Source organism: Kosakonia sp. (genome assembly GCF_032104925.1).
Classification (GTDB): Bacteria; Pseudomonadota; Gammaproteobacteria; order Enterobacterales; family Enterobacteriaceae; genus Kosakonia.
In genome coordinates, this window is the sequence record NZ_DAMCGF010000012.1 from 60,210 (window position 1) to 83,466 (window position 23,257).

Genomic DNA, 23,257 nt, shown 5'->3' on the forward strand with positions numbered 1-23,257 from the left:
CTCCTCATTAATTCGTCTGGCCAGCAGACGGTGCGGCTTGAGTATTCCCTGCATCGTGGGCTGCCGCATCGCCTGAATTCTTATTGTCACCGCCTTTACTGTTGTAAAGGAATTGTCCGATAAGGTCCTCAAGCACAATGGCGGACTTGGTGTCCTGAATGGTGCTTCCTTCTTTAAGCATAGAAGTTCCCATTTCAGGATCGTCAAAACCAACGTTCAGCGCCAGATATTGCTCACCTAACAACCCGGAAGTGCGGATCGCCAGTGAACTGGTATCCGGGATCTGGTTGTAACGTTCTTCAATATCCAGCGCGACACGCGGCAGATAGGTTTTGGGATCAAGAGAGATATCAGCAACGCGCCCGACCACCACACCGCCAATTCTTACCGGCGAATGTGTTTTCAGACCGCCAATGTTGTCAAAGGTGGCATAGATACGGTAAGTCGGCTCGGTACGCATGGAGGCGACATCCGCCGCTTTCAGGCAGATAAAGAGCGCCGCCAGCAGCGCCAGCAGGAGAAAAACGCCTACCCAAATTTCACTTTTTTTCGTTTGCATGAACTCAATTCCCAAACATCAGTGCGGTGAGCACAAAATCAAGACCGAGTACGGCCAGCGAGGAGTGCACAACGGTACGTGTTGTCGCCCGGCTAATCCCGGCGGAAGTCGGGATTGCATCGTAACCGTTGAACAGCGCAATCCAGGTTACGGTGATGGCAAACACCACGCTTTTAATCAGACAGTTAACCAGATCCATCCGCCATTCGACGGCGTTTTGCATCGCGGTCCAGAAAAAGCCCGTATCGATACCTTTCCAGTTAACGCCAACCAGCGAACCGCCCCAAATACCGACAGCGACAAAGATAATGGTCAACAGCGGTAGCGAGATGACTCCCGCCCAAAATCGCGGCGAAATGACGCGCCGCAGCGGATCAACCGCCATCATTTCGAGACTGGAAAGCTGCTCGGTCGCGCGCATCAAGCCAATCTCAGCCGTCAACGCAGAGCCCGCACGGCCAGCGAATAACAGCGCGGCGACAACCGGCCCCAACTCACGCAGCAGCGACAGCGCCACCAGCATGCCAAGACTGGTTTCGGCGCTGTAGGTGGTCAATACCAGGTATCCCTGCAGACCGAGCACCATGCCAATAAACACGCCGGAAACAATAATAATGAGCATCGACAGTACGCCGACATTATAGAGCTGGCGAACCAGCAGCGGCGCATGTTTGCGGAATTCGGGTTTACCCACCACCGCATTAAAAAGCATCAAACCGGCGCGCCCGAACGTTGCGATCGTTTTGATCCCGCGGTGCCCAAGCGATGCCAGTGTATTTAGCAGCATGAGCGTCTTAACTCCCTGTTTCTAATAAATCGGTCTGATAATCACCCGCAGGGTAGCGGAACGGAACCGGGCCATCGGCAATACCATCCAGGAACTGACGCACGCGCGGATCGCTGTTCTCTTGCAGCCCTTGCGCACTTCCGTGGGCGACAATTTTCCTGTCAGCCACAATATAGGCGTAATCAGCAATACTCAGCACTTCAGGAACATCGTGGGAAACAACAATACAGGTGACGCCCAGCGCGCTATTCAGCTCGGAGATCAACTTCACCAGCACGCCCATCGTAATAGGGTCCTGACCCACAAAGGGTTCATCAAACATGATCAGGTCCGGCTCCAGCGCAATTGCTCGCGCCAGCGCGGCGCGGCGCGCCATACCGCCTGAGAGTTCTGATGGCATTAAGTCCGCCGCACCGCGCAGCCCTACTGCTTCCAGCTTCATCATCACCGTGCTTCGCAGCAACGGCTCGGGCAGCAGAGTGTGCTCCCGCAAAGGATAGGCAACGTTGTCAAAAACGTTCATATCGGTAAACAACGCGCCAGACTGAAACAGCATGCTCATTCTTTTGCGCACGGTGAACAGACGCGAACGGGTCATCTCTGGCACGTTTTCGCCATCGAATAAAATCTCACCGCTGTCAGGCGGAATTTGCCCACCGATCAGACGCAAGAGCGTCGTTTTGCCGATCCCTGAAGGTCCCATAATGGCGGTGATCTTACCGCGCGGTACCGTCAGTGAAATATTGTCAAAGATTGGGCGGCTGCTGCGGGAGAAGCTGACGCCACGAACATCGACCAAATTCGCCACAGTCTGGCTCATTTCCTCTTCCTTATAAGCCTCGTCGGCCACAAGCATGACGCTTGATAACATCACGAACCCAACATTTTTACAGAATATTACCTGCTGAGGTTAGCGAAAGCTGGCATTTGTTTTACTTTTGAGCCGCATAAAGTCAAAATTAGGAATCATTACGCTACGCGGAACACCCGGTTTTACCCGGCATGGCAGCCTGCGAGCCGGCGGATTATACCTGAAGAAAGGACGTTAGATGCTTTTAGCGACGGCGCTATTGATAATTGGTTTACTCTTAGTGGTCTACAGTGCCGATCGTCTGGTGTTCGCTGCTTCGATCCTTTGCCGCACATTCGGCGTACCGCCTTTAATCATCGGCATGACCGTTGTAAGCATCGGTACCTCGCTGCCCGAGATAATCACCTCCGTCGCCGCATCGCTGCATGGTCAGTTGGATCTGGCTATCGGCACCGCGATCGGCTCTAACATCACGAATATCTTGTTGATCCTCGGCGTCGCCGCGCTTTTACACCCTTTTACCGTACATTCCGATATTCTGCGCCGCGAATTACCGTTAACCTTGGTAGCCAGTCTGCTGGCGGGCGTGGTGTTGTACAATGGGCACCTCAGCCGCTTTGACGGCATTATTTTACTGTTATTAGCCGTGCTATGGCTGGTGTTCATTGTTAAAATTGCCCGCCTAGCCGAGCGCCAGGGCAACGACAGTCTCACCCGAGAGCAATTGGCGGAGCTACCGCGAGACGGCAGCCTTTCAGTCGCGTTCCTCTGGCTGGGCGTAGCGTTAATTATCATGCCGATGGCAACACGTATGGTGGTGGATAACGCAACCGTGGTAGCGAACTACTTTGCTATAAGCGAGCTGACTATTGGCCTGACGGTTATTGCTATCGGTACTGGCCTGCCTGAACTGGCGACAGCGATTGCCGGTGCGCGCAAAGGTGAAGACGATATCGCCATTGGCAATATTATTGGTTCAAACATTTTTAACATTGCTATCGTGCTGGGTTTGCCCGCGTTGATTGCGCCGGGCGACTTTAACCCGATGGCCTTTACGCGTGATTATGGCGTGATGTTGCTGGTCAGTGCCCTTTTTGCCCTGATTTGCTGGCGACGTAAGCAAATCAGCAGAGGCGTCGGCGCACTGTTGTTCGGCGGGTTTATCGTATGGCTGGCGCTGCTCTACTGGCTGTCGCCGCTTTTGACTGGATAATCGGATACGCATTATGTCGCAAATAGATTTGCAGCCGGGTTTTGACTTTCAACAAGCAGGTAAAGAAGTCCTGGAAATTGAACGTGAAGGCCTCGCAGAGCTGGATCAATACATCAACGCCGACTTCACGCAGGCGTGCGAAAAAATGTTCTATTGCGCCGGAAAAGTGGTGGTAATGGGAATGGGCAAATCCGGCCATATCGGTAGAAAAATGGCGGCCACATTTGCCAGCACCGGAACCCCCTCTTTCTTTGTGCATCCGGGCGAAGCGGCCCATGGCGATCTGGGAATGGTCAGCCCGCAAGATGTGGTCATTGCGCTGTCAAACTCAGGAGAGTCAAACGAGATCCTCGCTTTGATCCCGGTGCTGAAGCGATTAAAAGTATCGCTGATTTGCATGACCAGCCGACCCGAAAGCAGCATGGCGCGCGCCGCAGATATTCATTTATGCGTGAAGGTTCCGAAAGAAGCCTGCCCATTGGGTCTGGCACCCACGTCCAGCACCACGGCGGCGCTGGTAATGGGTGACGCGCTGGCGGTCGCGTTGCTGAAAGCGCGCGGTTTTACGGCGGAAGATTTCGCCTTATCGCATCCCGGCGGCGCACTCGGTCGCAAACTGTTGCTGCGCGTCAATGACATCATGCACACCGGTGACGAAATCCCCCATGTCAGCAAAAACGCCAGCCTGCGCGATGCACTGCTTGAGATCACGCGTAAAAACCTGGGCATGACGGTTATCTGCGATGATTTGATGAAAATTGAAGGCATCTTTACCGACGGCGATTTACGCCGCGTGTTCGATATGGGCGGCGATGTCCGCAGCATGGGCATTGCCGACGTCATGACGCCCGGCGGTGTTCGGGTACGTCCCAACACGCTGGCAGTGGATGCGCTGAATCTGATGCAATCCCGGCACATTACCTCCGTGTTGGTGGCCGATGGCGACCAGTTGCTGGGTGTGTTACATATGCACGATTTACTGCGCGCTGGCGTAGTGTAAAGAAGGACATAAGAATGAGTAATGCTGGCGCGTCGCTTGCGACCTGTTATGGGCCGGTAAGCACGCAAGTTATGGCGAAAGCGGAAAAAATACGCCTGTTGATTCTGGATGTAGACGGCGTGTTATCCGATGGGCTCATCTATATGGGCAACAACGGAGAAGAGCTGAAAGCATTTAATGTGCGCGATGGCTACGGGATCCGTTGTGCGCTCACTTCCGACATTGAGGTTGCCATAATTACCGGGCGAAAAGCTAAACTAGTGGAAGATCGCTGCGAAACGCTAAAGATTAAGCACTTGTATCAAGGTCAGTCGGATAAACTGCTCGCTTACCGCGAGCTGCTGGCAAAGCTGTCGCTTACCCCAGAGCAGGTTGCTTATGTGGGTGATGATCTGATCGACTGGCCAGTGATGGCGGAAATTGGCCTGAGCGTTGCCGTTGCCGATGCTCATCCGCTGCTGCTTTCGCGCGTGGATTACGTTACGCGCATTAATGGCGGCCGGGGCGCAGTTCGTGAAGTCTGTGATTTGTTGTTGCTGGCGCAGGGCAAGCTGGATGAGGCCAAAGGGCAATCGATATGAGTAAAACCAGACGTTGGGTCATCATTCTGCTGGCGCTGGCCGCACTGGTCCTGATTGGGATCAACCTGACTGCTCAGGATGATGCGAATCCGGTCGCCACCAACAATGCCGACCCGACTTATAAAAGCCAACATACAGATACGGTGGTTTATAGCCCGGAAGGGGCGCTTAACTACCGGCTTATCGCGCAGAACGTGGAATACTTTTCTGCTGAAGGTGTGAGTTGGTTCGCGCAGCCCGTACTGACAACATTCGACGAGAATAAGGTTCCAACCTGGTCGATAAAGTCAGACAAAGCGAAGCTGACCGATGACAAAATGCTTTATCTTTATGGACATGTTGAAGTCAATGCGCTGACGGCGGACGCCCAGCTGCGAAAAATCACCACGGATAACGCCCAGATTAATCTGGTAACGCAGGATGTTACCTCGAATGATCAGGTCACGTTGTACGGTACAACATTTAATTCCACCGGCCTGAAAATGCGCGGCAATTTACGCAGCAAAAACGCCGAGCTGATTGAAAAGGTTAGAAGCTCCTATGAAATTCAAAACAAACAAACGCAGCCTTAATCTTGTATTGGCCACCACGCTTTTGGCCGCCGCGCTTCCGGCGCTCGCCGTGACCGGGGATACCGATCAACCTATCCATATCGACTCCGATCAGCAGTCGCTGGATATGCAGGGTAATGTCGTGACCTTCACCGGCAACGTCGTGGTAACCCAGGGGACGATTAAAATTAATGCCGACAAAGTGGTCGTTACCCGTCCGGGTGGTCAGCAAGGTAAAGAGATCATTGACGGTTACGGCAACCCGGCGACGTTTTACCAAATGCAGGACAATGGCAAACCCGTTAAGGGCCACTCCTCGCAGATGCATTACGAACTGGAAAAAGATTTCGTTGTGCTGACCGGTAACGCCTATCTGGAACAGCTGGATAGCAATATCACCGGTGACAAAATCACCTATCTGGTGAAAGAGCAGAAAATGCAGGCGTTCAGCGACAAAGGCAAACGCGTCACCACCGTTCTGGTTCCGTCGCAATTACAGGATAAGAGCAACAAACAAACCCCGGCTCCGGCGCAAAAAAAGAGTAACTAATTCGTTATGGCAACATTAACTGCAAAGAATCTCGCCAAGGCTTATAAAGGCCGCCGCGTAGTTGAGGATGTCAGTCTGACCGTCAACTCTGGCGAAATCGTCGGGCTGCTTGGCCCTAACGGCGCAGGGAAAACCACCACCTTTTATATGGTGGTGGGCATTGTGTCGCGTGACGCGGGTAACATCATTATTGATGATGAAGATATCAGTCTGCTGCCGCTGCATGCGCGTGCGCGCCGCGGTATTGGTTACCTGCCGCAGGAAGCCTCGATTTTTCGCCGCCTGAGCGTCTACGACAACCTGATGGCCGTCCTGCAAATCCGCGATGACCTGACCTCAGAGCAACGCGAAGATCGCGCCAATGAGTTGATGGAAGAGTTTCACATTGAACATCTGCGCGACAACATGGGTCAATCGCTCTCCGGCGGTGAACGTCGCCGTGTGGAAATTGCCCGCGCGCTGGCGGCGAATCCGAAATTTATCCTGCTGGATGAACCGTTTGCCGGCGTTGACCCAATCTCGGTTATCGATATTAAACGTATTATTGAGCACCTGCGTGACAGCGGCCTGGGCGTGCTGATTACTGACCATAACGTTCGTGAAACGCTGGCTGTGTGTGAGCGTGCTTATATCGTCAGTCAGGGGCATCTCATTGCGCATGGAACACCGCAGCAAATCCTTGAAGACGAACACGTTAAGCGCGTGTATCTTGGGGAAGACTTCAGACTCTGATAGGGTAGGGTTTATTGACGTTTTTTGTCGGAGAGTGCTGCTCTGAATATGAAGCAAGGTTTGCAACTAAGGCTCAGCCAACAGCTAGCCATGACGCCACAACTGCAACAGGCCATCCGTCTGCTGCAGTTGTCCACGTTGGAACTTCAGCAGGAACTTCAGCAAGCGCTGGAGAGTAACCCATTGCTGGAACAAACTGACCTTCATGAGGAAGTCGATAGCCAGCAGGTTCAGGAAAATGACGGTCTGGATACCGTTGACGCTCTCGAACAAAAAGAGATGCCGGATGAGCTGCCGCTGGATGCCAGCTGGGATGAAATTTACACCGCAGGTACCCCTTCCGGCAGTAGCCACGACTACATCGACGACGAATTGCCTATCTATCAGGGCGAAACCACGCAGTCATTGCAGGATTATCTGATGTGGCAGGTAGGTCTGACCCCCTTCTCTGACACCGATCGTGCTATCGCAACCTCTATTGTCGATGCCGTTGACGAAACAGGCTATCTCACCGTTTCGCTGGAAGAAGTGCTGGAGAGCATGGGCAATGATGAAGTGGGGCTTGATGAGGTCGAGGCGGTGCTTAAACGCATTCAGCGCTTCGATCCCGTTGGCGTTGCCGCGCGGGATCTGCGCGATTGCCTGCTGATCCAGCTCTCGCAATTCACCAAAGAGACACCGTGGTGCGAAGAAGCCCGGCTTATCATTAGCGATCATCTGGATCTGCTCGCCAACCACGATTTCCGCACCCTGATGCGCGTGACGCGGCTTAAAGAAGAGGTGCTGAAAGAGGCGGTAAATCTGATCCAGTCTCTGGATCCGCGCCCTGGTCAGTCGATCCAGACCAGCGAACCGGAATATGTGATTCCGGATGTTCTGGTACGTAAACATAACGGTCGCTGGACGGTGGAGCTGAACTCCGACAGCATTCCACGTCTGCAAATCAACCAGCATTATGCCTCGATGGGCGGCGGCGCACGTAACGATGCCGATAACCAGTTCATCCGCAGCAATTTGCAGGAAGCGAAGTGGTTGATCAAAAGCCTCGAGAGCCGCAACGATACGCTGTTGCGCGTTAGCCGCTGCATTGTTGAGCAGCAGCAAGCCTTCTTTGAACAAGGCGAAGAATTTATGAAACCGATGGTGCTGGCCGATATCGCCCAGGCCGTCGAGATGCACGAGTCGACGATTTCTCGTGTAACGACCCAGAAGTACCTGCACAGTCCTCGCGGCATTTTCGAGCTGAAGTATTTCTTCTCCAGCCACGTCAATACCGAAGGTGGTGGCGAAGCCTCCTCTACCGCTATTCGCGCGCTGGTGAAGAAATTGATCGCCGCAGAAAACCCTGCAAAACCGCTGAGCGACAGTAAGCTGACGACCCTGCTTTCCGATCAGGGAATTATGGTGGCGCGGCGTACCGTTGCGAAGTATCGAGAATCTTTATCCATTCCGCCGTCAAATCAGCGTAAACAGCTGGTTTGACCCAACCGATAAGGAAGACACTATGCAGCTTAACATCACAGGACAAAACGTCGAGATCACTGATGCTCTGCGTGAATTTGTGACCAATAAATTCGCCAAGCTTGAACAGTATTTCGAAAGGATTAATCAGGTCTATATTGTGTTGAAAGTGGAGAAAGTGACTCACACCTCGGATGCGACGCTCCATGTCAATGGCGGCGAGTTGCATGCCAGCGCGGAAGGGCAGGATATGTACGCTGCTATCGACGGTTTGATAGATAAACTGGCGCGGCAGCTCACGAAGCATAAAGATAAACTGAAACAGCACTAATTGTCCGAGCGTCCGTCTGGCGCGTTGCACCCTACCGTAACCCGGTAGGGTGACTGGCTCTGGCGTCGCTCAGGTGAAATTATGATGAATAACGATTCCGCTCTTCAATTGAGCAATGTCCTTAACCAGGAATGTACCCGTAGCGGCGTTCACTGCCAGAGTAAAAAACGCGCTCTGGAAATCATCAGTGAACTGGCGGCAAAACAGTTAGGCTTACCGCCACAAGTCGTCTTTGAAGCTATCCTTACGCGCGAGAAAATGGGCAGCACCGGCATTGGAAACGGTATCGCCATTCCGCACGGTAAGCTTGAAGAAGACACGCTTCGCGCCGTTGGCGTTTTTGTGCAACTCGAAACGCCCATTGCCTTCGACGCTATCGATAATCAGCCTGTCGATCTGCTGTTTGCCCTGTTGGTGCCAGCGGATCAAACCAAAACGCATCTGCATACGCTCTCGCTGGTCGCCAAAAGGCTGGCGGACAAAACTATCTGTCGGCGCCTGCGCAGCGCGCAAAGTGATGAAGAGCTGTATCAAATCATCACGCAGACGGAAGGTGAAAGCGACGATGCGTAACGGGAAGGAAACCTTTTTATCAGTCGTACTGAGGAGAAATGGTTCATGGTCCTGATGATCGTCAGTGGTCGTTCGGGTTCAGGGAAATCCGTCGCTCTGCGCGCCCTGGAAGATATGGGTTTTTATTGCGTCGACAACCTGCCGGTCGTGCTACTGCCGGAACTGGCGCAGACACTTGCAGAGCGTCAGACTTCTGCTGCCGTCAGTATCGATGTGCGAAATATGCCGGAGTCACCGGAAGTTTTTGAACAGGCGATGAGCAATCTGCCGGATGCCTTTTCACCGCAATTATTGTTTCTCGATGCCGATCGCAACACGCTGATCCGCCGTTACAGTGATACGCGTCGTCTGCATCCGCTCTCCAGCAAAAATCTGTCGCTTGAAAGCGCGATTGACGAAGAGAGCAACTTACTGGAACCGCTGCGTTCACGAGCGGATCTGATTGTCGACACCTCGGAAATGTCGGTGCATGAGCTGGCAGAAATGCTGCGTACGCGCCTGTTAGGTAAGCGTGAACGCGAGCTGACCATGGTTTTTGAATCCTTCGGTTTCAAGCATGGTATTCCTATTGATGCGGATTACGTGTTTGACGTGCGTTTCCTGCCGAACCCGCACTGGGATCCTAAATTGCGCCCGATGACTGGTCTTGACAAACCCGTCGCGGCGTTCCTCGACAGACATACGGAAGTGCACAATTTTATCTACCAGACGCGCAGTTATCTCGAGTTGTGGCTACCGATGCTGGAGACCAACAACCGTAGTTATCTGACCGTGGCCATCGGTTGTACCGGTGGTAAACACCGCTCCGTCTATGTCGCCGAACAACTGGCGGATTATTTCCGCTCGCGCGGTAAGAACGTTCAATCCCGTCACCGTACGCTGGAAAAACGCAAAACATGACCGTAAAACAAACCGTTGAGATCACCAATAAGCTGGGAATGCATGCGCGCCCGGCCATGAAACTGTTTGAACTGGTACAGGGCTTCGATGCGGAAGTGCTGCTGCGCAATGATGAAGGCACCGAAGCAGAAGCCAGCAGCGTGATTGCGCTGCTGATGCTGGATTCTGCGAAAGGCCGGCAAATTGAAGTGGAGGCCAGCGGCCCGCAGGAAGAAGAAGCGCTGGCGGCGGTGATTGCGCTGTTTAACGCCGGGTTTGATGAAGATTAATTCAGTACAGCTTATTGCGCTCCAGGAACGCTTCCCCGCCTAACTGCCGCATCTGGCGCAGGATCCATGCCTGACGACTGCGTACATAGCCAGATGGCGCGGCGGCCTGAAAACGGATCGGGTTTGGCAATACGGCGGCCAGTAGCGCCGCTTCTGACATACTTAAGCGGCTCGCCGGTTTATGGAAATAGCGCTGTGATGCTTCCTCGACGCCAAATACGCCGTCCCCGAACTCAGCGATATTAAGGTAAACGGTCAGGATCCGCCGTTTGGTCCACACCGCTTCCATCCCAAGCGTCAGGCCTGCTTCCAGCCCTTTACGCACCCAGCTTTTTCCATCCCATAGCAGCAGATTTTTTACCGTCTGCTGTGAGATCGTCGAGGCACCACGAATACGGTTCTCATGGCGCTCGTTATGCGAGAGCGCTTTCTCAATGGCGCTAAAATCCAGCCCCCAGTGTTCTGGAAAACGCTGATCTTCAGCGGCCACCACCGCCAGCGCCATCCACGGCGAAATATCATCCATACCGACCCAGTCGGAATGCGCGACATAGCCAAAGTCGCCGCTAAACCACGCGCCCAGCTGGCGTTCCACCATCACGGCGGAAAAAGGTACCGGCAGGAAACTGAACAGCACAATGCCGCCACCCCAGAAGAGTGCCAGTACGCATAAAACCCGCAGAGCAATGCGCTTTAAGGTGGCTTTCAACGGGCCGCGAAACCACTTCCTCATTCGGCCAGTACCAGTACGCGCGCCACCAGCTTTTCGATACCGGAAGCGGCCTGCACGATGTCCTCTGCCAGCATATACGCCGGCGTCGTCACCACTTTGTTCTCTTCATCCACGACAATATCGTCGACCGGGCAAGGCACATGCCCGGCCCCCATCTCTTCCAGCACTTCTGCGGTATCAATATCCGTACCGATCGTCAGACGTAGGGGAAAATCGAAGATTTTCGGCAACATTGCCGGTGCGATGCACATAAAACCGAGCGGTTTACCTGCTTCGTGCATCTCCAGCGCCAGTGTTTTAAGGCTGCTGTCAACGGTGCATTCACTGCCGAGGCTGGCAAAATTACTGAGGTTTTTCGCTGCGCCAAAACCACCCGGTACAATCAGCGCATCCAGATCATTTGCAGATGCCTGCGATAACGGCTGGACATTGCCACGGGCGATACGGGCGGATTCAATCAGTACATTACGGCGCTCAGCCAGCGTCTCACCCGTGAGATGGTTTACCACATCGCTTTGCCATTTATCGGGAGCGAAACAGACCGCCTGCGCACCATGACGGGCAATGGCTAACAGCGTAATCACCGCCTCATGAATCTCAGAACCGTCATACACACCTGCGCCGCTGAGAATCACGCCGATTTTTTTCATTTTGCTCATCCTTTATGCAACGTACTGACGATAATTAAAAATTTTGATAAGGGAGCCTTGCTTCACACATTTCACTGATTGATGTAACAAATCATTTAAGATTTGCTATCTTATGTGCGTGTGGTCGAATTTTTTCAGGCTACGCCCTTGCAAAAAATATAATTTATTACGGCGCAGCCACGATTTCCCTGGTGTTGGCGCAGTATTCGCGCACCCCGGTTAATCCGGGGTCATTTTTTTCCAGCGTCCGCCACCCAGGCTTTTAACACCGCCACATCATTGCGCCACTCCTGTTTCATCTCTTCCACCCAGTCGCCAACATTGTCCCACCAGGCAGGAAGATCGGGAGACTGAATCTGCTGGCCAAGCTGTTGCAGATGGCGCAGCCCGACAGAACCTGCGGCGCCTTTAATTTTATGGCCCTCTTCTACAATCCCTTTTTGGTCGCGCGCGGTCAGGTTTGACTCGAGCACGCTCAAATAACCCGGCATCATTTTTTCAAACACATCCAGCCCGTCGGTAATCAGTTTCGGCCCGACCAGCTCGATATACTGCTCAAGCATGGCGGTATCAAGCAGCGTTTGCACTTTACTGTTGTCCATGGTTGTCACAGGTTCCTCCTCACTTTCACTCGCGTCCCAGAACTTTTTAATCATGGCAGTTAATGCCGGGACTGCCAGCGGTTTGCTTAATACATCATCCATGCCCGCATCAAGGTATTCCTGTTTGTCTTTCAGCACGTTGGCGGTAAGCGCCACCAGCGGCGGTAAATCCTCACGCGCGTAACGGCGGGTCAACTCTCGCGAAATATCCAGCCCGGTCATATCCGGCAACTGAATGTCCAGTAACACCAAATCGTATTCACCCGGCGTGAACATCTCCAGCGCGGCAGTACCGGTCATGGCGACATCCACGCTGCTGCCCAGTTTTTCCAGCACCGAGCGTGCGACGATCACGTTCAGCTCGATATCTTCTACCAGCAGCACATGTAACGCCGGAAGCGGCATATCGTCATCTTCAAACGCGTCTTCAACTTCTTCCGCCACCGCCGGAGCGTGAATGGTCAAGGTAAATATCGAACCCGCCCCTGGCTCACTGCTGACGGTTATGTCGCCGCCCATGTTCTTCGCCAGACGGCGCGAAACGGCCAGACCTATACCGGTTCCCGTCGCCGGTTTACCGCCGTGGCTGTCTTTCACCTGGTAATACATGGCGAAAATTTTATCCTGCTCATCGCGGGGAATACCGATCCCGGAATCCTGCACTTCAAAGTGCAGCATATCGCCTTCGTCATAACGCACACGCACCACGACCTGCCCTTCACGGGTAAATTTAACGGCGTTGCTGATAAGGTTCCAAAGGATCTGGCGCAAACGCGTACCGTCCGTAACCACCTGATGTGGCAGCGGTAACGTTGGATCAAGAACAAAGCGCAACCCTTTCTGGTGCGCCTGCAGAGCCGAGAGGTTTTCCAGATCCGCCAGGAAGCTGGTGAAATCAAGCGGTTGGTTATCCAGCTGGACTTTACGCCGCTCCATCTTATCCATGTCGATAATATCGTTGAAAATATTGCCGAGCGTTACGGCGGAGACATGGATCGTCTTCAGGTATTTTTCCTGCTCTTGCGTCAAATCGGTATCCAGCAGAATACGGCTTAATCCAACAATGCCATTCAGCGGCGTACGCAACTCGTGGCTGATGGTGGAAATAAAGGTGGTCTTATCCCGGCTGGCGCGCTCAAGCGCGTCCTGGTAGCGTTTACGCTCAGTGATATCGCGACCAAAGCCCATCAGCCCGTGGCGTTTACCGACGCGATCGTAATAAGGGACTTTGCGGATCTCGAAACAGGCTTTGCGGCCGTCCGGGTAATCCAGCCACTGTTCGTAGGTTAAAGAGACGTTGTGACGAAAAACTTTTTCGTCAGTCTCAATCACTTTTTCCGCTGCTTCCGGTGAATAGACATCCTGCGGCTTGAGGTGAATAAGCTGCTTCTCGCTCTTACCGGTCAGCAACTCCATCGCCCGGTTACAGCCGGAGAACTCTTTATCTTCGTTGCGATAGAACACCAGATCCGGCGAAGCGTCGAGGAAGGAACGCAGAAAAGAGGATTGCTGCTCAAGCTGGATTTGCGTCTGCTCGCGCTCCTGCATCTCTATTTTTAGCTGTTCAAAGGTTTCCTGGCGCTCGGCTTCCGCTTTCTCGCGGTCGCTGATCTCCTGGTTAAGCTTGGCAATATTGTCTTTCAACTGCACATTGAGTTTCAGGTCGCGATCGCGCATCTCTTCCAGTTTTTCGACCAGCCGCGATAACCGCTGGCGCGACTCTTCGAGCTGCTCAACCACCACTGACAGGAAATAAACCGCCCATGGCGTGATCAGCAAGCCAAAAAAGATGGAGCGGATAACATCAATGCTTTCCACTTTCCCCTGCAACACCATGGTAACGGCCATCTGCACCACGATTGCCAGCACCACTAGCGCCAAAGCAAGCAGCATGGAAAAACGCACCAGACCCAGCTTCATCATCAGGTCGACGTAATATTGCGCCAGTAAACGGATTTGCTTCATAGAGATTTCCTCGAACAATTCCGCTCAATAATACTCAATTCTGAGCAACGCGTTGAAGCTTGTGCAAAAAATGCAGGGGTGATTAGCGTTTCGTGATGAGATCAGACGGGTAATTGCCAGCAACGCCCCAGCGCAGAACCTTGCCCGCCCTGCTCTTTCAGGTAGCGATCCAGCTCGACCATTCCCGTCCAGCGGTTTTCACACCACAGCGGGGCAAGCAGCGTCGGGCGGCGTGCGCTGGCGGAGACACGGTGAAAAATCACCTCCGGCGGCGTATGGCGAATCATTTCGCCAGCGATGACGGTGTACTCTTCCAGCCCGATTCCATTCAGGCGCCCCGCTTCCCAGGCCTTCGCCATAGTGCTGCCTTTCACGATATGTAAAGGATGTAGCTTGATGCCGTCGACGCCGGTTTCTACAACGCGCTGTATCGTCTCCAGGCACTCTACGTGGCGCTCGCCGGGTAATCCGACGATAAGATGAGCGCAGACTTTCAGGCCGCGCTCACGGGCTTGCTGCGTCGTGTGTTGATAACAGGCGAAGTCGTGCCCGCGATTGATACGATGCAGCGTTTTATCATGCGCGGTCTGCAAACCCAGCTCCAGCCACACTTCATAACCCTGCTCACGGTATTCACACAGCAAATCCAGCACAGCCTCCGGTACGCAATCCGGGCGTGTTCCCACACACAAGCCAACAATATTCGCCTGACTGACTGCTTGCTGGTACATCGAGCGCAGCACCTGCACTTCTGCCCAGGTACTGGTGTACGCCTGGAAATAGGCGAGATAGCGCCGGGCGCGGTTCACCAACAGTGCCTGGTGAGCAAGTTGTGCGGCAATAGATTGATGCTGCTGCGCTTCGTCAGCAAAAGAGGCGACATTACAGAAAGTGCAACCGCCGCGACCAATGGTGCCATCACGGTTAGGGCAGCTAAATCCGCCATGCAATGTCAGTTTATGGACTTTTTCGCCATAGCGGCGGGCAAGATCCCCACCAAACATATTGACTAATTTCTGTAACTGCATAATCTGAAAGGCCGCCCAAATAAAAGGGCGTAGCCTGCCACTTTTAGCTTTCGTCGGCGATGACCTGGATCAATCGCCCTGGAAGGCTTTTATTCATTGCATAATCAGTCAATATAATCGCAATTTCATGCACCCTAAAGACGATTACTTTTCCTTATGTCGCTGCGTTATTTTGCAGAAATACTATCACGCGTGAAAAACAGTGCGTTCATGCGACTCTGACGCACATAGCAGAATAAAAATCTGCCATTAAAACCCCACTCAGAATAGAACATCAGAAACAGCGCTTTTAGATAGTGAGTCAGATCACACTATGCTGCCGCCTGGTAACGCGTTCATTGAATGTAAAAATCCTTAAATAACCTTATATATCAAAAACATAAACATCTTTTAGCACATTTTTGTATAAATAAGCTCGGCATTTGACCTGTGTACGGATTCCCGATAACTTGGGAATCCGCTGGAAGCTTTCTGGATGAGCAGTCTGCTCATCATATTTATGCAGTAATTGAGATTCCCTCTTAAGCAAGTCCTCAACACTTGTGTATCGATGCGAAAAGGAAATTAAAGAGGGCGACATGCGAGGCAATTGCCCCGTCGCCATGCTCTTTTTGTGCCTGTGCGTAACGTTCTGGAGGGGCTCTCGTAGAGCCTGGGGAGGTTCACTGATATGTTGTACGATAAATCTCTTGAGAGAGATAACTGTGGTTTCGGCCTGATCGCCCACATAGAAGGCGAACCTAGCCACAAGGTAGTGCGTACCGCTATTCACGCACTGGCCCGAATGCAGCACCGCGGCGCGATTCTCGCCGATGGCAAAACCGGTGACGGTTGCGGCCTGCTGCTGCAAAAACCCGATCGTTTTTTCCGCATCGTTGCGGAAGAACGCGGCTGGCGCTTAGCTAAAAACTACGCCGTTGGTATGCTGTTCCTGAATCAGGATGCCGAAAAAGCCAACGCGTCGCGCCGTATTGTAGAAGAAGAACTTCAACGCGAAACCCTGTCGATTGTCGGCTGGCGCGATGTGCCAACCAACGAAGGGGTGCTCGGTGAAATCGCCCTCTCCTCGCTGCCTCGTATCGAGCAAATTTTTGTTAACGCCCCTGCGGGCTGGCGTCCGCGCGATATGGAGCGCCGCCTGTTTATCGCCCGTCGCCGCATCGAAAAGCGCCTGCAGGAAGATAAAGAGTTCTACGTATGTAGCCTCTCGAATCTGGTGAACATCTATAAAGGTCTGTGTATGCCGGCGGATCTGCCGCGCTTCTACCTGGACCTGGCGGATCTGCGTCTGGAATCGGCCATTTGCCTGTTCCACCAACGCTTCTCCACCAACACCGTACCGCGCTGGCCGCTGGCGCAGCCGTTCCGCTACCTGGCGCACAACGGTGAAATCAACACCATTACCGGTAACCGCCAGTGGGCGCGAGCGCGTACTTACAAATTCCAGACGCCGCTGATCCCGGATCTGCATGACGCCGCGCCATTCGTCAACGAAACCGGCTCCGACTCCAGTTCCATGGATAACATGCTTGAACTGCTGCTGGCGGGCGGGATGGATATTGTGCGCGCCATGCGTTTGCTGGTGCCGCCAGCATGGCAGAACAACCCGGAGATGGATCCGGATCTGCGCAGCTTCTTTGACTTTAACTCCATGCATATGGAGCCGTGGGACGGCCCGGCGGGCATCGTGATGTCCGATGGTCGTTTCGCCGCGTGTAACCTCGACCGTAACGGCCTGCGCCCGGCGCGCTACGTCATCACCAAAGACAAGCTGATCACCTGCGCCTCTGAAGTGGGGATTTGGGATTACCAGCCGGACGAAGTGGTCGAAAAAGGCCGCGTTGGCCCTGGCGAGCTGATGGTTATCGATACCCGCGGCGGACGCATTCTGCACTCCGCTGAAACCGATGACGATCTGAAAAGCCGCCACCCGTACAAAGAGTGGATGGAGAAAAACGTCCGTCGTCTGGTGCCGTTCGAAGACCTGCCGGATGAAGAAGTCGGCATGCGCGAAATGGACGATGACCTGCTGACAAGCTACCAGAAACAGTTTAATTACAGCTTCGAAGAGCTCGACTCAGTGATTCGTGTGCTGGGCGAAAACGGCCAGGAAGCGGTCGGTTCAATGGGTGATGACACGCCATTTGCCGTGCTTTCCAGCCAGCCGCGCATCATTTATGACTACTTCCGCCAGCAGTTCGCGCAGGTCACCAACCCGCCTATCGATCCGCTGCGTGAAGCGCACGTTATGTCGCTGGCGACCAGCATTGGCCGCGAGATGAACGTCTTCTGCGAAGCGGAAGGCCAGGCACACCGTTTGAGCTTTAAATCGCCGATCCTGCTGTTCTCTGATTTCAAACAGCTGACGACGATGAAAGAGGAACACTATCGCGCTGATACGCTCGATATCACCTTCGACGTCACCGAAACCACGCTGGAAGAGACCATTAAAGCGCTGTGCGATAAAGCTGAGCAGATGGTGCGTAACGGCACGGTTCTGCTGGTGCTCTCTGACCGTAATATCGCCAAAAACCGTCTGCCAGTTCCGGCACCGATGGCCGTTGGCGCGATTCAGACCCGCCTGGTGGATAAGAGCCTGCGCTGCGACGCCAACATTATTGTTGAAACCGCAAGTGCCCGTGATCCGCACCACTTCGCGGTGCTGCTGGGCTTCGGCGCGACGGCAATCTACCCGTACCTGGCATATGAGACGCTGGCGAAACTGGTGGACAGTAAAGCCATCGAAAAAGATTACCGCACGGTGATGCTGAACTACCGTAACGGCATCAACAAAGGGTTGTACAAGATCATGTCCAAAATGGGCATTTCGACTATCGCCTCTTACCGCTGTTCGAAACTGTTTGAAGCCGTCGGCCTGCACGATGATGTTTCCGGGCTGTGCTTCCAGGGCGTGGTCAGCCGTATCGGCGGAGCCGGTTTTGCTGACTTCCAGCAGGATCTGCTGAACCTTTCCAAACGCGCATGGCTGGCACGTAAGCCGCTGGAGCAAGGTGGTTTGCTGAAGTATGTTCACGGCGGCGAGTACCATGCGTACAACCCGGATGTGGTGCGCACGCTGCAACAGGCGGTACAGAGCGGCGAATACAGCGATTACCAGCAATACGCGAAGCTGGTGAATGAGCGCCCGGCGGCAACGCTGCGCGATCTGCTGGCGATTACGCCGAATGGCGAAGCGGTGAGTCTGAAAGATGTTGAACCGGCGACAGAGCTGTTTAAACGCTTCGATACCGCAGCGATGTCCATCGGCGCCCTGAGCCCGGAAGCGCACGAAGCGCTGGCGGAAGCGATGAACAGCCTCGGCGGGTTCTCTAACTCCGGCGAAGGCGGCGAAGATCCGGCGCGCTACGGCACCAATAAAGTGTCACGCATCAAACAGGTGGCCTCTGGTCGTTTCGGCGTTACGCCTGCGTACCTGGTCAACGCGGATGTTATTCAGATCAAAGTGGCTCAGGGGGCAAAACCGGGCGAAGGCGGTCAGTTACCGGGTGATAAAGTCACGCCGTATATCGCTAAACTGCGCTACTCCGTGCCTGGCGTTACGCTGATCTCCCCGCCGCCGCACCACGATATTTACTCTATCGAGGATCTGGCGCAGCTGATTTTCGACCTGAAACAGGTCAACCCGAAAGCGATGATTTCCGTCAAACTGGTTTCCGAACCAGGTGTTGGCACCATCGCAACCGGCGTGGCGAAAGCCTACGCTGACCTTATCACTATCGCCGGTTATGACGGTGGTACTGGTGCAAGCCCGCTCTCTTCGGTGAAATATGCCGGTTGTCCGTGGGAGCTTGGCCTGGTAGAAACCCAGCAGGCGCTGGTGGCTAATGGCTTGCGTCATAAGATCCGTTTGCAGGTGGATGGCGGTCTGAAAACCGGCCAGGACATCATTAAAGCGGCGATTCTGGGTGCGGAAAGCTTTGGTTTCGGTACCGGCCCGATGGTGGCGCTGGGCTGTAAATATCTGCGAATTTGTCACCTGAACAACTGCGCGACCGGTGTGGCTACCCAGGATGAGAAGCTGCGTAAAAACCATTATCACGGTCTGCCGTTCAAAGTGACCAACTACTTTGAATTTATCGCCCGTGAAACCCGCGAGCTGATGGCGCAACTGGGCGTTAAACGTCTGGTGGACTTGATTGGTCGTACCGATCTGCTCAAAGAGCTGGATGGCTTCACTGCCAAACAGCAAAAATTGGATCTGTCGAAACTGCTGGAAACAGCGGAGCCGCATCCGGGCAAAGCGCTCTACTGCACCGAAAACAACCCGCCGTTTGATAATGGCGTGCTGAACGCGCAGTTGCTGCAACAGGCGAAACCGTTTGTCGATGAGAAGCAGAGCAAAACCTTCTGGTTCGATATTCGCAACACCGATCGTTCCGTCGGCGCGCTGCTGTCGGGTTATATCGCGCAAACACATGGCGACCAGGGGCTGGCGGCAGATCCGATCAAAGCGCACTTTAGCGGTACCGCAGGCCAGAGCTTCGGCGTTTGGAACGCAGGCGGCGTGGAGCTCTATCTGACTGGCGACGCCAACGACTACGTGGGCAAAGGTATGGCTGGCGGCTTGCTGGCGGTACGTCCACCGGTTGGTTCTGCCTTCCGCAGCCACGAAGCGAGCATTATTGGTAACACCTGCCTGTATGGCGCAACCGGCGGTCGTCTGTACGCCGCAGGCCGTGCGGGTGAGCGTTTCGCGGTACGTAACTCTGGCGCTATCACCGTGGTGGAAGGTATCGGCGATAACGGCTGTGAATACATGACCGGCGGTATCGTCTGCGTATTGGGTCGAACCGGTGTTAACTTTGGTGCGGGAATGACGGGCGGCTTCGCCTATGTGCTGGATGAAGATGGTGAATTCCGTAAACGCGTGAACCCGGAGCTGGTGGAAGTGCTGAGCGTCGATGACCTCGCCATCCACGAAGAGCACCTGCGCGGTCTTATCACCGAGCATGTGCAGCATACCGGTTCGCAGCGCGGCGAAGAGATCCTGGCGAACTGGCCAGCATTCGCCAGCAAATTCGCGCTGGTTAAGCCGAAGTCCAGCGATGTGAAAGCACTGTTGGGTCACCGTAGTCGTAGCGCAGCAGAGCTGCGTGTGCAGGCGCAGTAAGGGGTAGCAATGAGTCAGAACGTATACCAGTTTATCGACTTGCAGCGCGTTGATCCGCCGAAGAAAGCGCTGAAGATCCGTAAAATTGAATTTGTTGAAATCTATGAGCCGTTTTCAGAAGGCCAGGCCAAAGCACAGGCAGATCGCTGCCTCTCCTGCGGCAACCCTTACTGTGAGTGGAAATGCCCGGTCCATAACTACATCCCGAACTGGCTGAAGCTGGCAAATGAGGGGCGTATTTTTGAAGCGGCTGAACTGTCGCATCAGACCAACACCTTGCCGGAAGTGTGCGGCCGCGTTTGCCCGCAAGACAGGTTGTGTGAAGGTTCCTGTACGCTGAACGACGAGTTTGGCGCGGTGACCATCGGCAACATTGAACGCTATATCAATGATAAAGCGTTCGAAATGGGCTGGCGCCCGGATTTGACCGGCGTGAAACAGACCGATAAACGTGTGGCGATTATTGGTGCAGGTCCGGCAGGTCTGGCCTGTGCCGATGTACTGACCCGCAACGGCGTGAAAGCGGTGGTGTTCGATCGTCACCCAGAGATCGGCGGCCTGCTGACCTTTGGTATTCCGGCCTTTAAGCTGGAAAAAGAGGTAATGACACGCCGTCGTGAAATTTTCACCGGTATGGGTATTGAGTTCAAACTCAATACCGAAGTGGGTCGCGACGTACAGATTGACGAGTTGCTGAAAGAGTACGATGCGGTGTTTCTTGGCGTCGGGACTTATCAGTCGATGCGCGGCGGGCTGGAAAATGAAGACGCAAACGGCGTGTTTGACGCGCTGCCGTTCCTCATCGCTAACACCAAGCAGATTATGGGCTTCGGTGAAACGCCGGAAGAGCCGTATGTCAGCATGGAAGGCAAACGTGTTGTGGTGCTTGGCGGTGGTGATACCGCAATGGACTGTGTGCGTACGTCAGTGCGCCAGGGCGCGACGCACGTTATCTGTGCCTATCGCCGTGACGAAGAGAACATGCCAGGTTCGAAACGCGAAGTGAAAAACGCGCGCGAAGAGGGCGTGGAGTTCCAGTTCAACGTGCAGCCGCTGGGCATTGAAATCAATGCCAACGGCAAAGTGTGCGGCGTGAAGATGGCACGCACGGAAATGGGCGCGCCGGATGCGAAAGGCCGTCGTCGTGCGGAAATTGTTGCCGGTTCTGAACATGTGGTTCCGGCCGACGCGGTTGTTATGGCGTTTGGTTTCCGCCCGCACAGCATGGAGTGGCTGGCGAAACACAGCGTTGAGCTGGATTCACAAGGCCGCGTGATTGCGCCAGAGGGCAGCGAAAATGCGTTCCAGACCAGCAATCCAAAAATCTTTGCTGGCGGCGACATCGTGCGTGGCTCCGATTTGGTGGTAACGGCGATTGCCGAAGGCCGTAAGGCGGCGGACGGCATCCTGAACTACCTCGAAGTGTAATATCCATGTAGCGACCAAAAAGGAGGCTCCGGCCTCCTTTTTTATGCGCATGTTAAACACAAAAAAAAGCAGAACCATCAGGTTCTGCTTTCCAGGTTACTTCACCACACGCAGCGATGGACGCCCACCGCGCGGCGGCGGATCGTCATCCGGGCTGTTATCGTGATCGTCTTCGTGATCGGGTTTATCACCGTCGATAACCGACATCACCGTCTCGCTTTCCTGCGCTGAAGTATGGTCGTCATCGTTCAGGCTGACGACCTCTTCATCATACGCGGCTTCCGGTTCAAACATCGTACCGGCGCCGTTTTCACGGGCATAAACCGCCAGCACGGCAGCCATTGGCACTTCAACCTGACGCGGAACGCCGCCGAAGCGCGCGTTGAAACGCACTTCGTCATTCGCCAGTTCCAGGTTGCCGACCGCACGCGGCGCAATGTTCAACACGATCTGCCCGTCACGCGCATACTCCATCGGCACGCGTACGCCCGGCAACGTCACATCAACAACCAGATGCGGCGTAAGCTGGTTATCCAGCAGCCATTCGTAGAAGGCCCGCAGTAAATACGGACGGCGTGGAGACAGTTGTGACAAATCCATGCAATTAACCCCGGCCCAGGCGCATTTCGCGCTCGGCTTCTGTCAGAGAGGCAAGGAAGGAATCACGCTCGAAAACGCGTGTCATATACCCTTTCAGCTCTTTCGCACCGGTACCACTCAGTTCGATACCCAGTACCGGCAGACGCCACAGCAGCGGTGCGAGGTAGCAGTCAACCAGGCTGAACTCGTCGTTCAGGAAGTACGGTTTCTGGGTGAACAGCGGGCCAATCGCCAGCAGCTCTTCACGCAGCTGTTTACGCGCCGCGTCCGCCTGTGCGCCACTGCTGTTCTGGATGGTATTCATCAGCGAATACCAGTCTTTCTCAATACGGTGCATGTACAGACGGCTCTCGCCGCGCGCCACCGGGTAAACCGGCATTAACGGCGGGTGCGGGAAACGCTCGTCCAGATATTCCATAATGATGCGTGATTCCCACAGGGTGAGTTCACGATCTACAAGTGTCGGTACGCTTTGATTCGGGTTGAGGTCAATCAGATCCTGAGGAGGATTATCCTTTTCCACGTGCTCAATTTCGAAGCTGACACCTTTTTCGGCCAGCACGATACGGACCTGATGGCTATAGATGTCCACAGGACCAGAAAACAGCGTCATTACCGAACGTTTGTTGGCAGCGACAGCCATGAAAACCTCCAGGTATATATTCAGAATTTACTGCTACCGGACTTAATCGACCGGTCAGATGTTGAGTTAACTACCCGCGCGTACTGTCACTCTCGTTATAAGGCAAACAAAAAATGAACAATCCCAGCCATTTGGGCAGAAAATTGGATGATAGTTTAC

22 protein-coding genes are annotated in these 23,257 nt (G+C 54.0%); 13 read left to right on the top strand and 9 right to left on the bottom strand.

All coding sequences use genetic code 11. The features are described 5' to 3' along the window. Positions 1-7: 7 nt before the first annotated feature. The 3 genes from mlaD to mlaF are packed head-to-tail and all read right to left on the bottom strand — an operon-like array spanning position 8 to position 2,166. Positions 8-559, bottom strand: a complete 552-nt coding sequence (mlaD, locus tag RT644_RS19770; protein ID WP_020455438.1) for an outer membrane lipid asymmetry maintenance protein MlaD — start codon at positions 557-559, stop codon at positions 8-10. A 4-nt stretch (positions 560-563) separates the two neighbouring features. Next, on the bottom strand, positions 564-1,346 hold the full coding sequence (gene mlaE, locus RT644_RS19775; RefSeq protein WP_020455439.1) for a lipid asymmetry maintenance ABC transporter permease subunit MlaE: 783 nt from the start codon (positions 1,344-1,346) through the stop codon (positions 564-566). Between the two features lie 7 nt (positions 1,347-1,353). Next, complete coding sequence (mlaF, locus tag RT644_RS19780; protein ID WP_313627774.1) at positions 1,354-2,166, bottom strand: phospholipid ABC transporter ATP-binding protein MlaF; 813 nt, start codon at positions 2,164-2,166, stop codon at positions 1,354-1,356. A 229-nt stretch (positions 2,167-2,395) separates the two neighbouring features. On the opposite strand from mlaF, the gene RT644_RS19785 reads away from it, so the two are divergent. The 11 genes from RT644_RS19785 to npr all read left to right on the top strand — a co-directional run bounded on the left by RT644_RS19785 (position 2,396) and on the right by npr (position 10,318). Then, positions 2,396-3,370, top strand: coding sequence for a calcium/sodium antiporter (locus RT644_RS19785; protein ID WP_313627776.1), 975 nt, complete (start codon positions 2,396-2,398; stop codon positions 3,368-3,370). A gap of 13 nt (positions 3,371-3,383) precedes the next feature. Next, the gene (gene kdsD, locus RT644_RS19790) at positions 3,384-4,370 is read left to right on the top strand and encodes an arabinose-5-phosphate isomerase KdsD (protein WP_045512674.1); all 987 of its coding nucleotides are present in this window, start codon (positions 3,384-3,386) and stop codon (positions 4,368-4,370) included. Positions 4,371-4,384: 14 nt separating this feature from the next. After that, positions 4,385-4,951, top strand: coding sequence for a 3-deoxy-manno-octulosonate-8-phosphatase KdsC (kdsC, locus tag RT644_RS19795; protein ID WP_020455442.1), 567 nt, complete (start codon positions 4,385-4,387; stop codon positions 4,949-4,951). Next, positions 4,948-5,523, top strand: coding sequence for an LPS export ABC transporter periplasmic protein LptC (gene lptC, locus RT644_RS19800; RefSeq protein ID WP_020455443.1), 576 nt, complete (start codon positions 4,948-4,950; stop codon positions 5,521-5,523). Before kdsC ends, lptC begins: the two co-directional genes overlap by 4 nt. Beyond that, complete coding sequence (gene lptA / locus RT644_RS19805) at positions 5,492-6,052, top strand: lipopolysaccharide ABC transporter substrate-binding protein LptA (protein ID WP_017457323.1); 561 nt, start codon at positions 5,492-5,494, stop codon at positions 6,050-6,052. The genes lptC and lptA overlap by 32 nt, the downstream gene beginning before the upstream one ends. A gap of 6 nt (positions 6,053-6,058) precedes the next feature. After that, positions 6,059-6,784, top strand: a complete 726-nt coding sequence (gene lptB / locus RT644_RS19810) for an LPS export ABC transporter ATP-binding protein (protein ID WP_017457322.1) — start codon at positions 6,059-6,061, stop codon at positions 6,782-6,784. 48 nt (positions 6,785-6,832) lie between these two features. Next, complete coding sequence (gene rpoN / locus RT644_RS19815; RefSeq protein ID WP_313627779.1) at positions 6,833-8,266, top strand: RNA polymerase factor sigma-54; 1,434 nt, start codon at positions 6,833-6,835, stop codon at positions 8,264-8,266. A 22-nt stretch (positions 8,267-8,288) separates the two neighbouring features. Further along, positions 8,289-8,576: a ribosome hibernation promoting factor gene (hpf, locus tag RT644_RS19820; RefSeq protein WP_020455445.1), complete on the top strand. Its 288-nt coding sequence runs from the start codon at positions 8,289-8,291 to the stop codon at positions 8,574-8,576. Positions 8,577-8,657: 81 nt separating this feature from the next. Then, positions 8,658-9,149: a PTS IIA-like nitrogen regulatory protein PtsN gene (ptsN, locus tag RT644_RS19825; protein WP_017457319.1), complete on the top strand. Its 492-nt coding sequence runs from the start codon at positions 8,658-8,660 to the stop codon at positions 9,147-9,149. A 45-nt stretch (positions 9,150-9,194) separates the two neighbouring features. Beyond that, the gene (rapZ, locus tag RT644_RS19830; protein ID WP_020455446.1) at positions 9,195-10,049 is read left to right on the top strand and encodes an RNase adapter RapZ; all 855 of its coding nucleotides are present in this window, start codon (positions 9,195-9,197) and stop codon (positions 10,047-10,049) included. Further along, positions 10,046-10,318, top strand: a complete 273-nt coding sequence (npr, locus tag RT644_RS19835) for a PTS phosphocarrier protein NPr (protein WP_007369893.1) — start codon at positions 10,046-10,048, stop codon at positions 10,316-10,318. The genes rapZ and npr overlap by 4 nt, the downstream gene beginning before the upstream one ends. Position 10,319: 1 nt before the next feature. Here the strand turns inward: npr and mtgA are convergent, their stop codons facing one another. The 4 genes from mtgA to RT644_RS19855 form a co-directional block, all read right to left on the bottom strand. Next, on the bottom strand, positions 10,320-11,051 hold the full coding sequence (mtgA, locus tag RT644_RS19840; protein ID WP_269231705.1) for a monofunctional biosynthetic peptidoglycan transglycosylase: 732 nt from the start codon (positions 11,049-11,051) through the stop codon (positions 10,320-10,322). Beyond that, positions 11,048-11,701 carry an isoprenoid biosynthesis glyoxalase ElbB gene (gene elbB, locus RT644_RS19845; RefSeq protein ID WP_313627782.1) on the bottom strand — a complete coding sequence of 218 codons (654 nt, stop codon included), beginning with the start codon at positions 11,699-11,701 and terminating at the stop codon, positions 11,048-11,050. The genes mtgA and elbB overlap by 4 nt, the downstream gene beginning before the upstream one ends. A gap of 230 nt (positions 11,702-11,931) precedes the next feature. Next, on the bottom strand, positions 11,932-14,268 hold the full coding sequence (gene arcB, locus RT644_RS19850) for an aerobic respiration two-component sensor histidine kinase ArcB (protein WP_045512688.1): 2,337 nt from the start codon (positions 14,266-14,268) through the stop codon (positions 11,932-11,934). A gap of 101 nt (positions 14,269-14,369) precedes the next feature. Further along, a complete protein-coding gene (locus RT644_RS19855; protein WP_160268525.1) occupies positions 14,370-15,296 on the bottom strand; it encodes a TIGR01212 family radical SAM protein in 927 nt (308 codons plus the stop codon). Positions 15,297-15,966: 670 nt separating this feature from the next. Here RT644_RS19855 and gltB point away from each other — a divergent pair. Both gltB and RT644_RS19865 read left to right on the top strand, forming a co-directional pair. Continuing rightward, positions 15,967-20,427 (top strand): glutamate synthase large subunit, encoded by a 4,461-nt coding sequence (gene gltB, locus RT644_RS19860; RefSeq protein WP_072051656.1) that lies wholly within the window; start codon positions 15,967-15,969, stop codon positions 20,425-20,427. A gap of 9 nt (positions 20,428-20,436) precedes the next feature. Continuing rightward, positions 20,437-21,855 (top strand): glutamate synthase small subunit, encoded by a 1,419-nt coding sequence (locus RT644_RS19865; RefSeq protein ID WP_020455452.1) that lies wholly within the window; start codon positions 20,437-20,439, stop codon positions 21,853-21,855. 96 nt (positions 21,856-21,951) lie between these two features. Here the strand turns inward: RT644_RS19865 and sspB are convergent, their stop codons facing one another. Together sspB and sspA are read right to left on the bottom strand one after the other, a co-directional pair. Further along, on the bottom strand, positions 21,952-22,455 hold the full coding sequence (gene sspB / locus RT644_RS19870; RefSeq protein WP_020455453.1) for a ClpXP protease specificity-enhancing factor: 504 nt from the start codon (positions 22,453-22,455) through the stop codon (positions 21,952-21,954). Positions 22,456-22,459: 4 nt separating this feature from the next. Further along, complete coding sequence (gene sspA, locus RT644_RS19875) at positions 22,460-23,098, bottom strand: stringent starvation protein SspA (RefSeq protein WP_045512693.1); 639 nt, start codon at positions 23,096-23,098, stop codon at positions 22,460-22,462. Between the last annotated feature and the right edge of the window lie 159 nt (positions 23,099-23,257).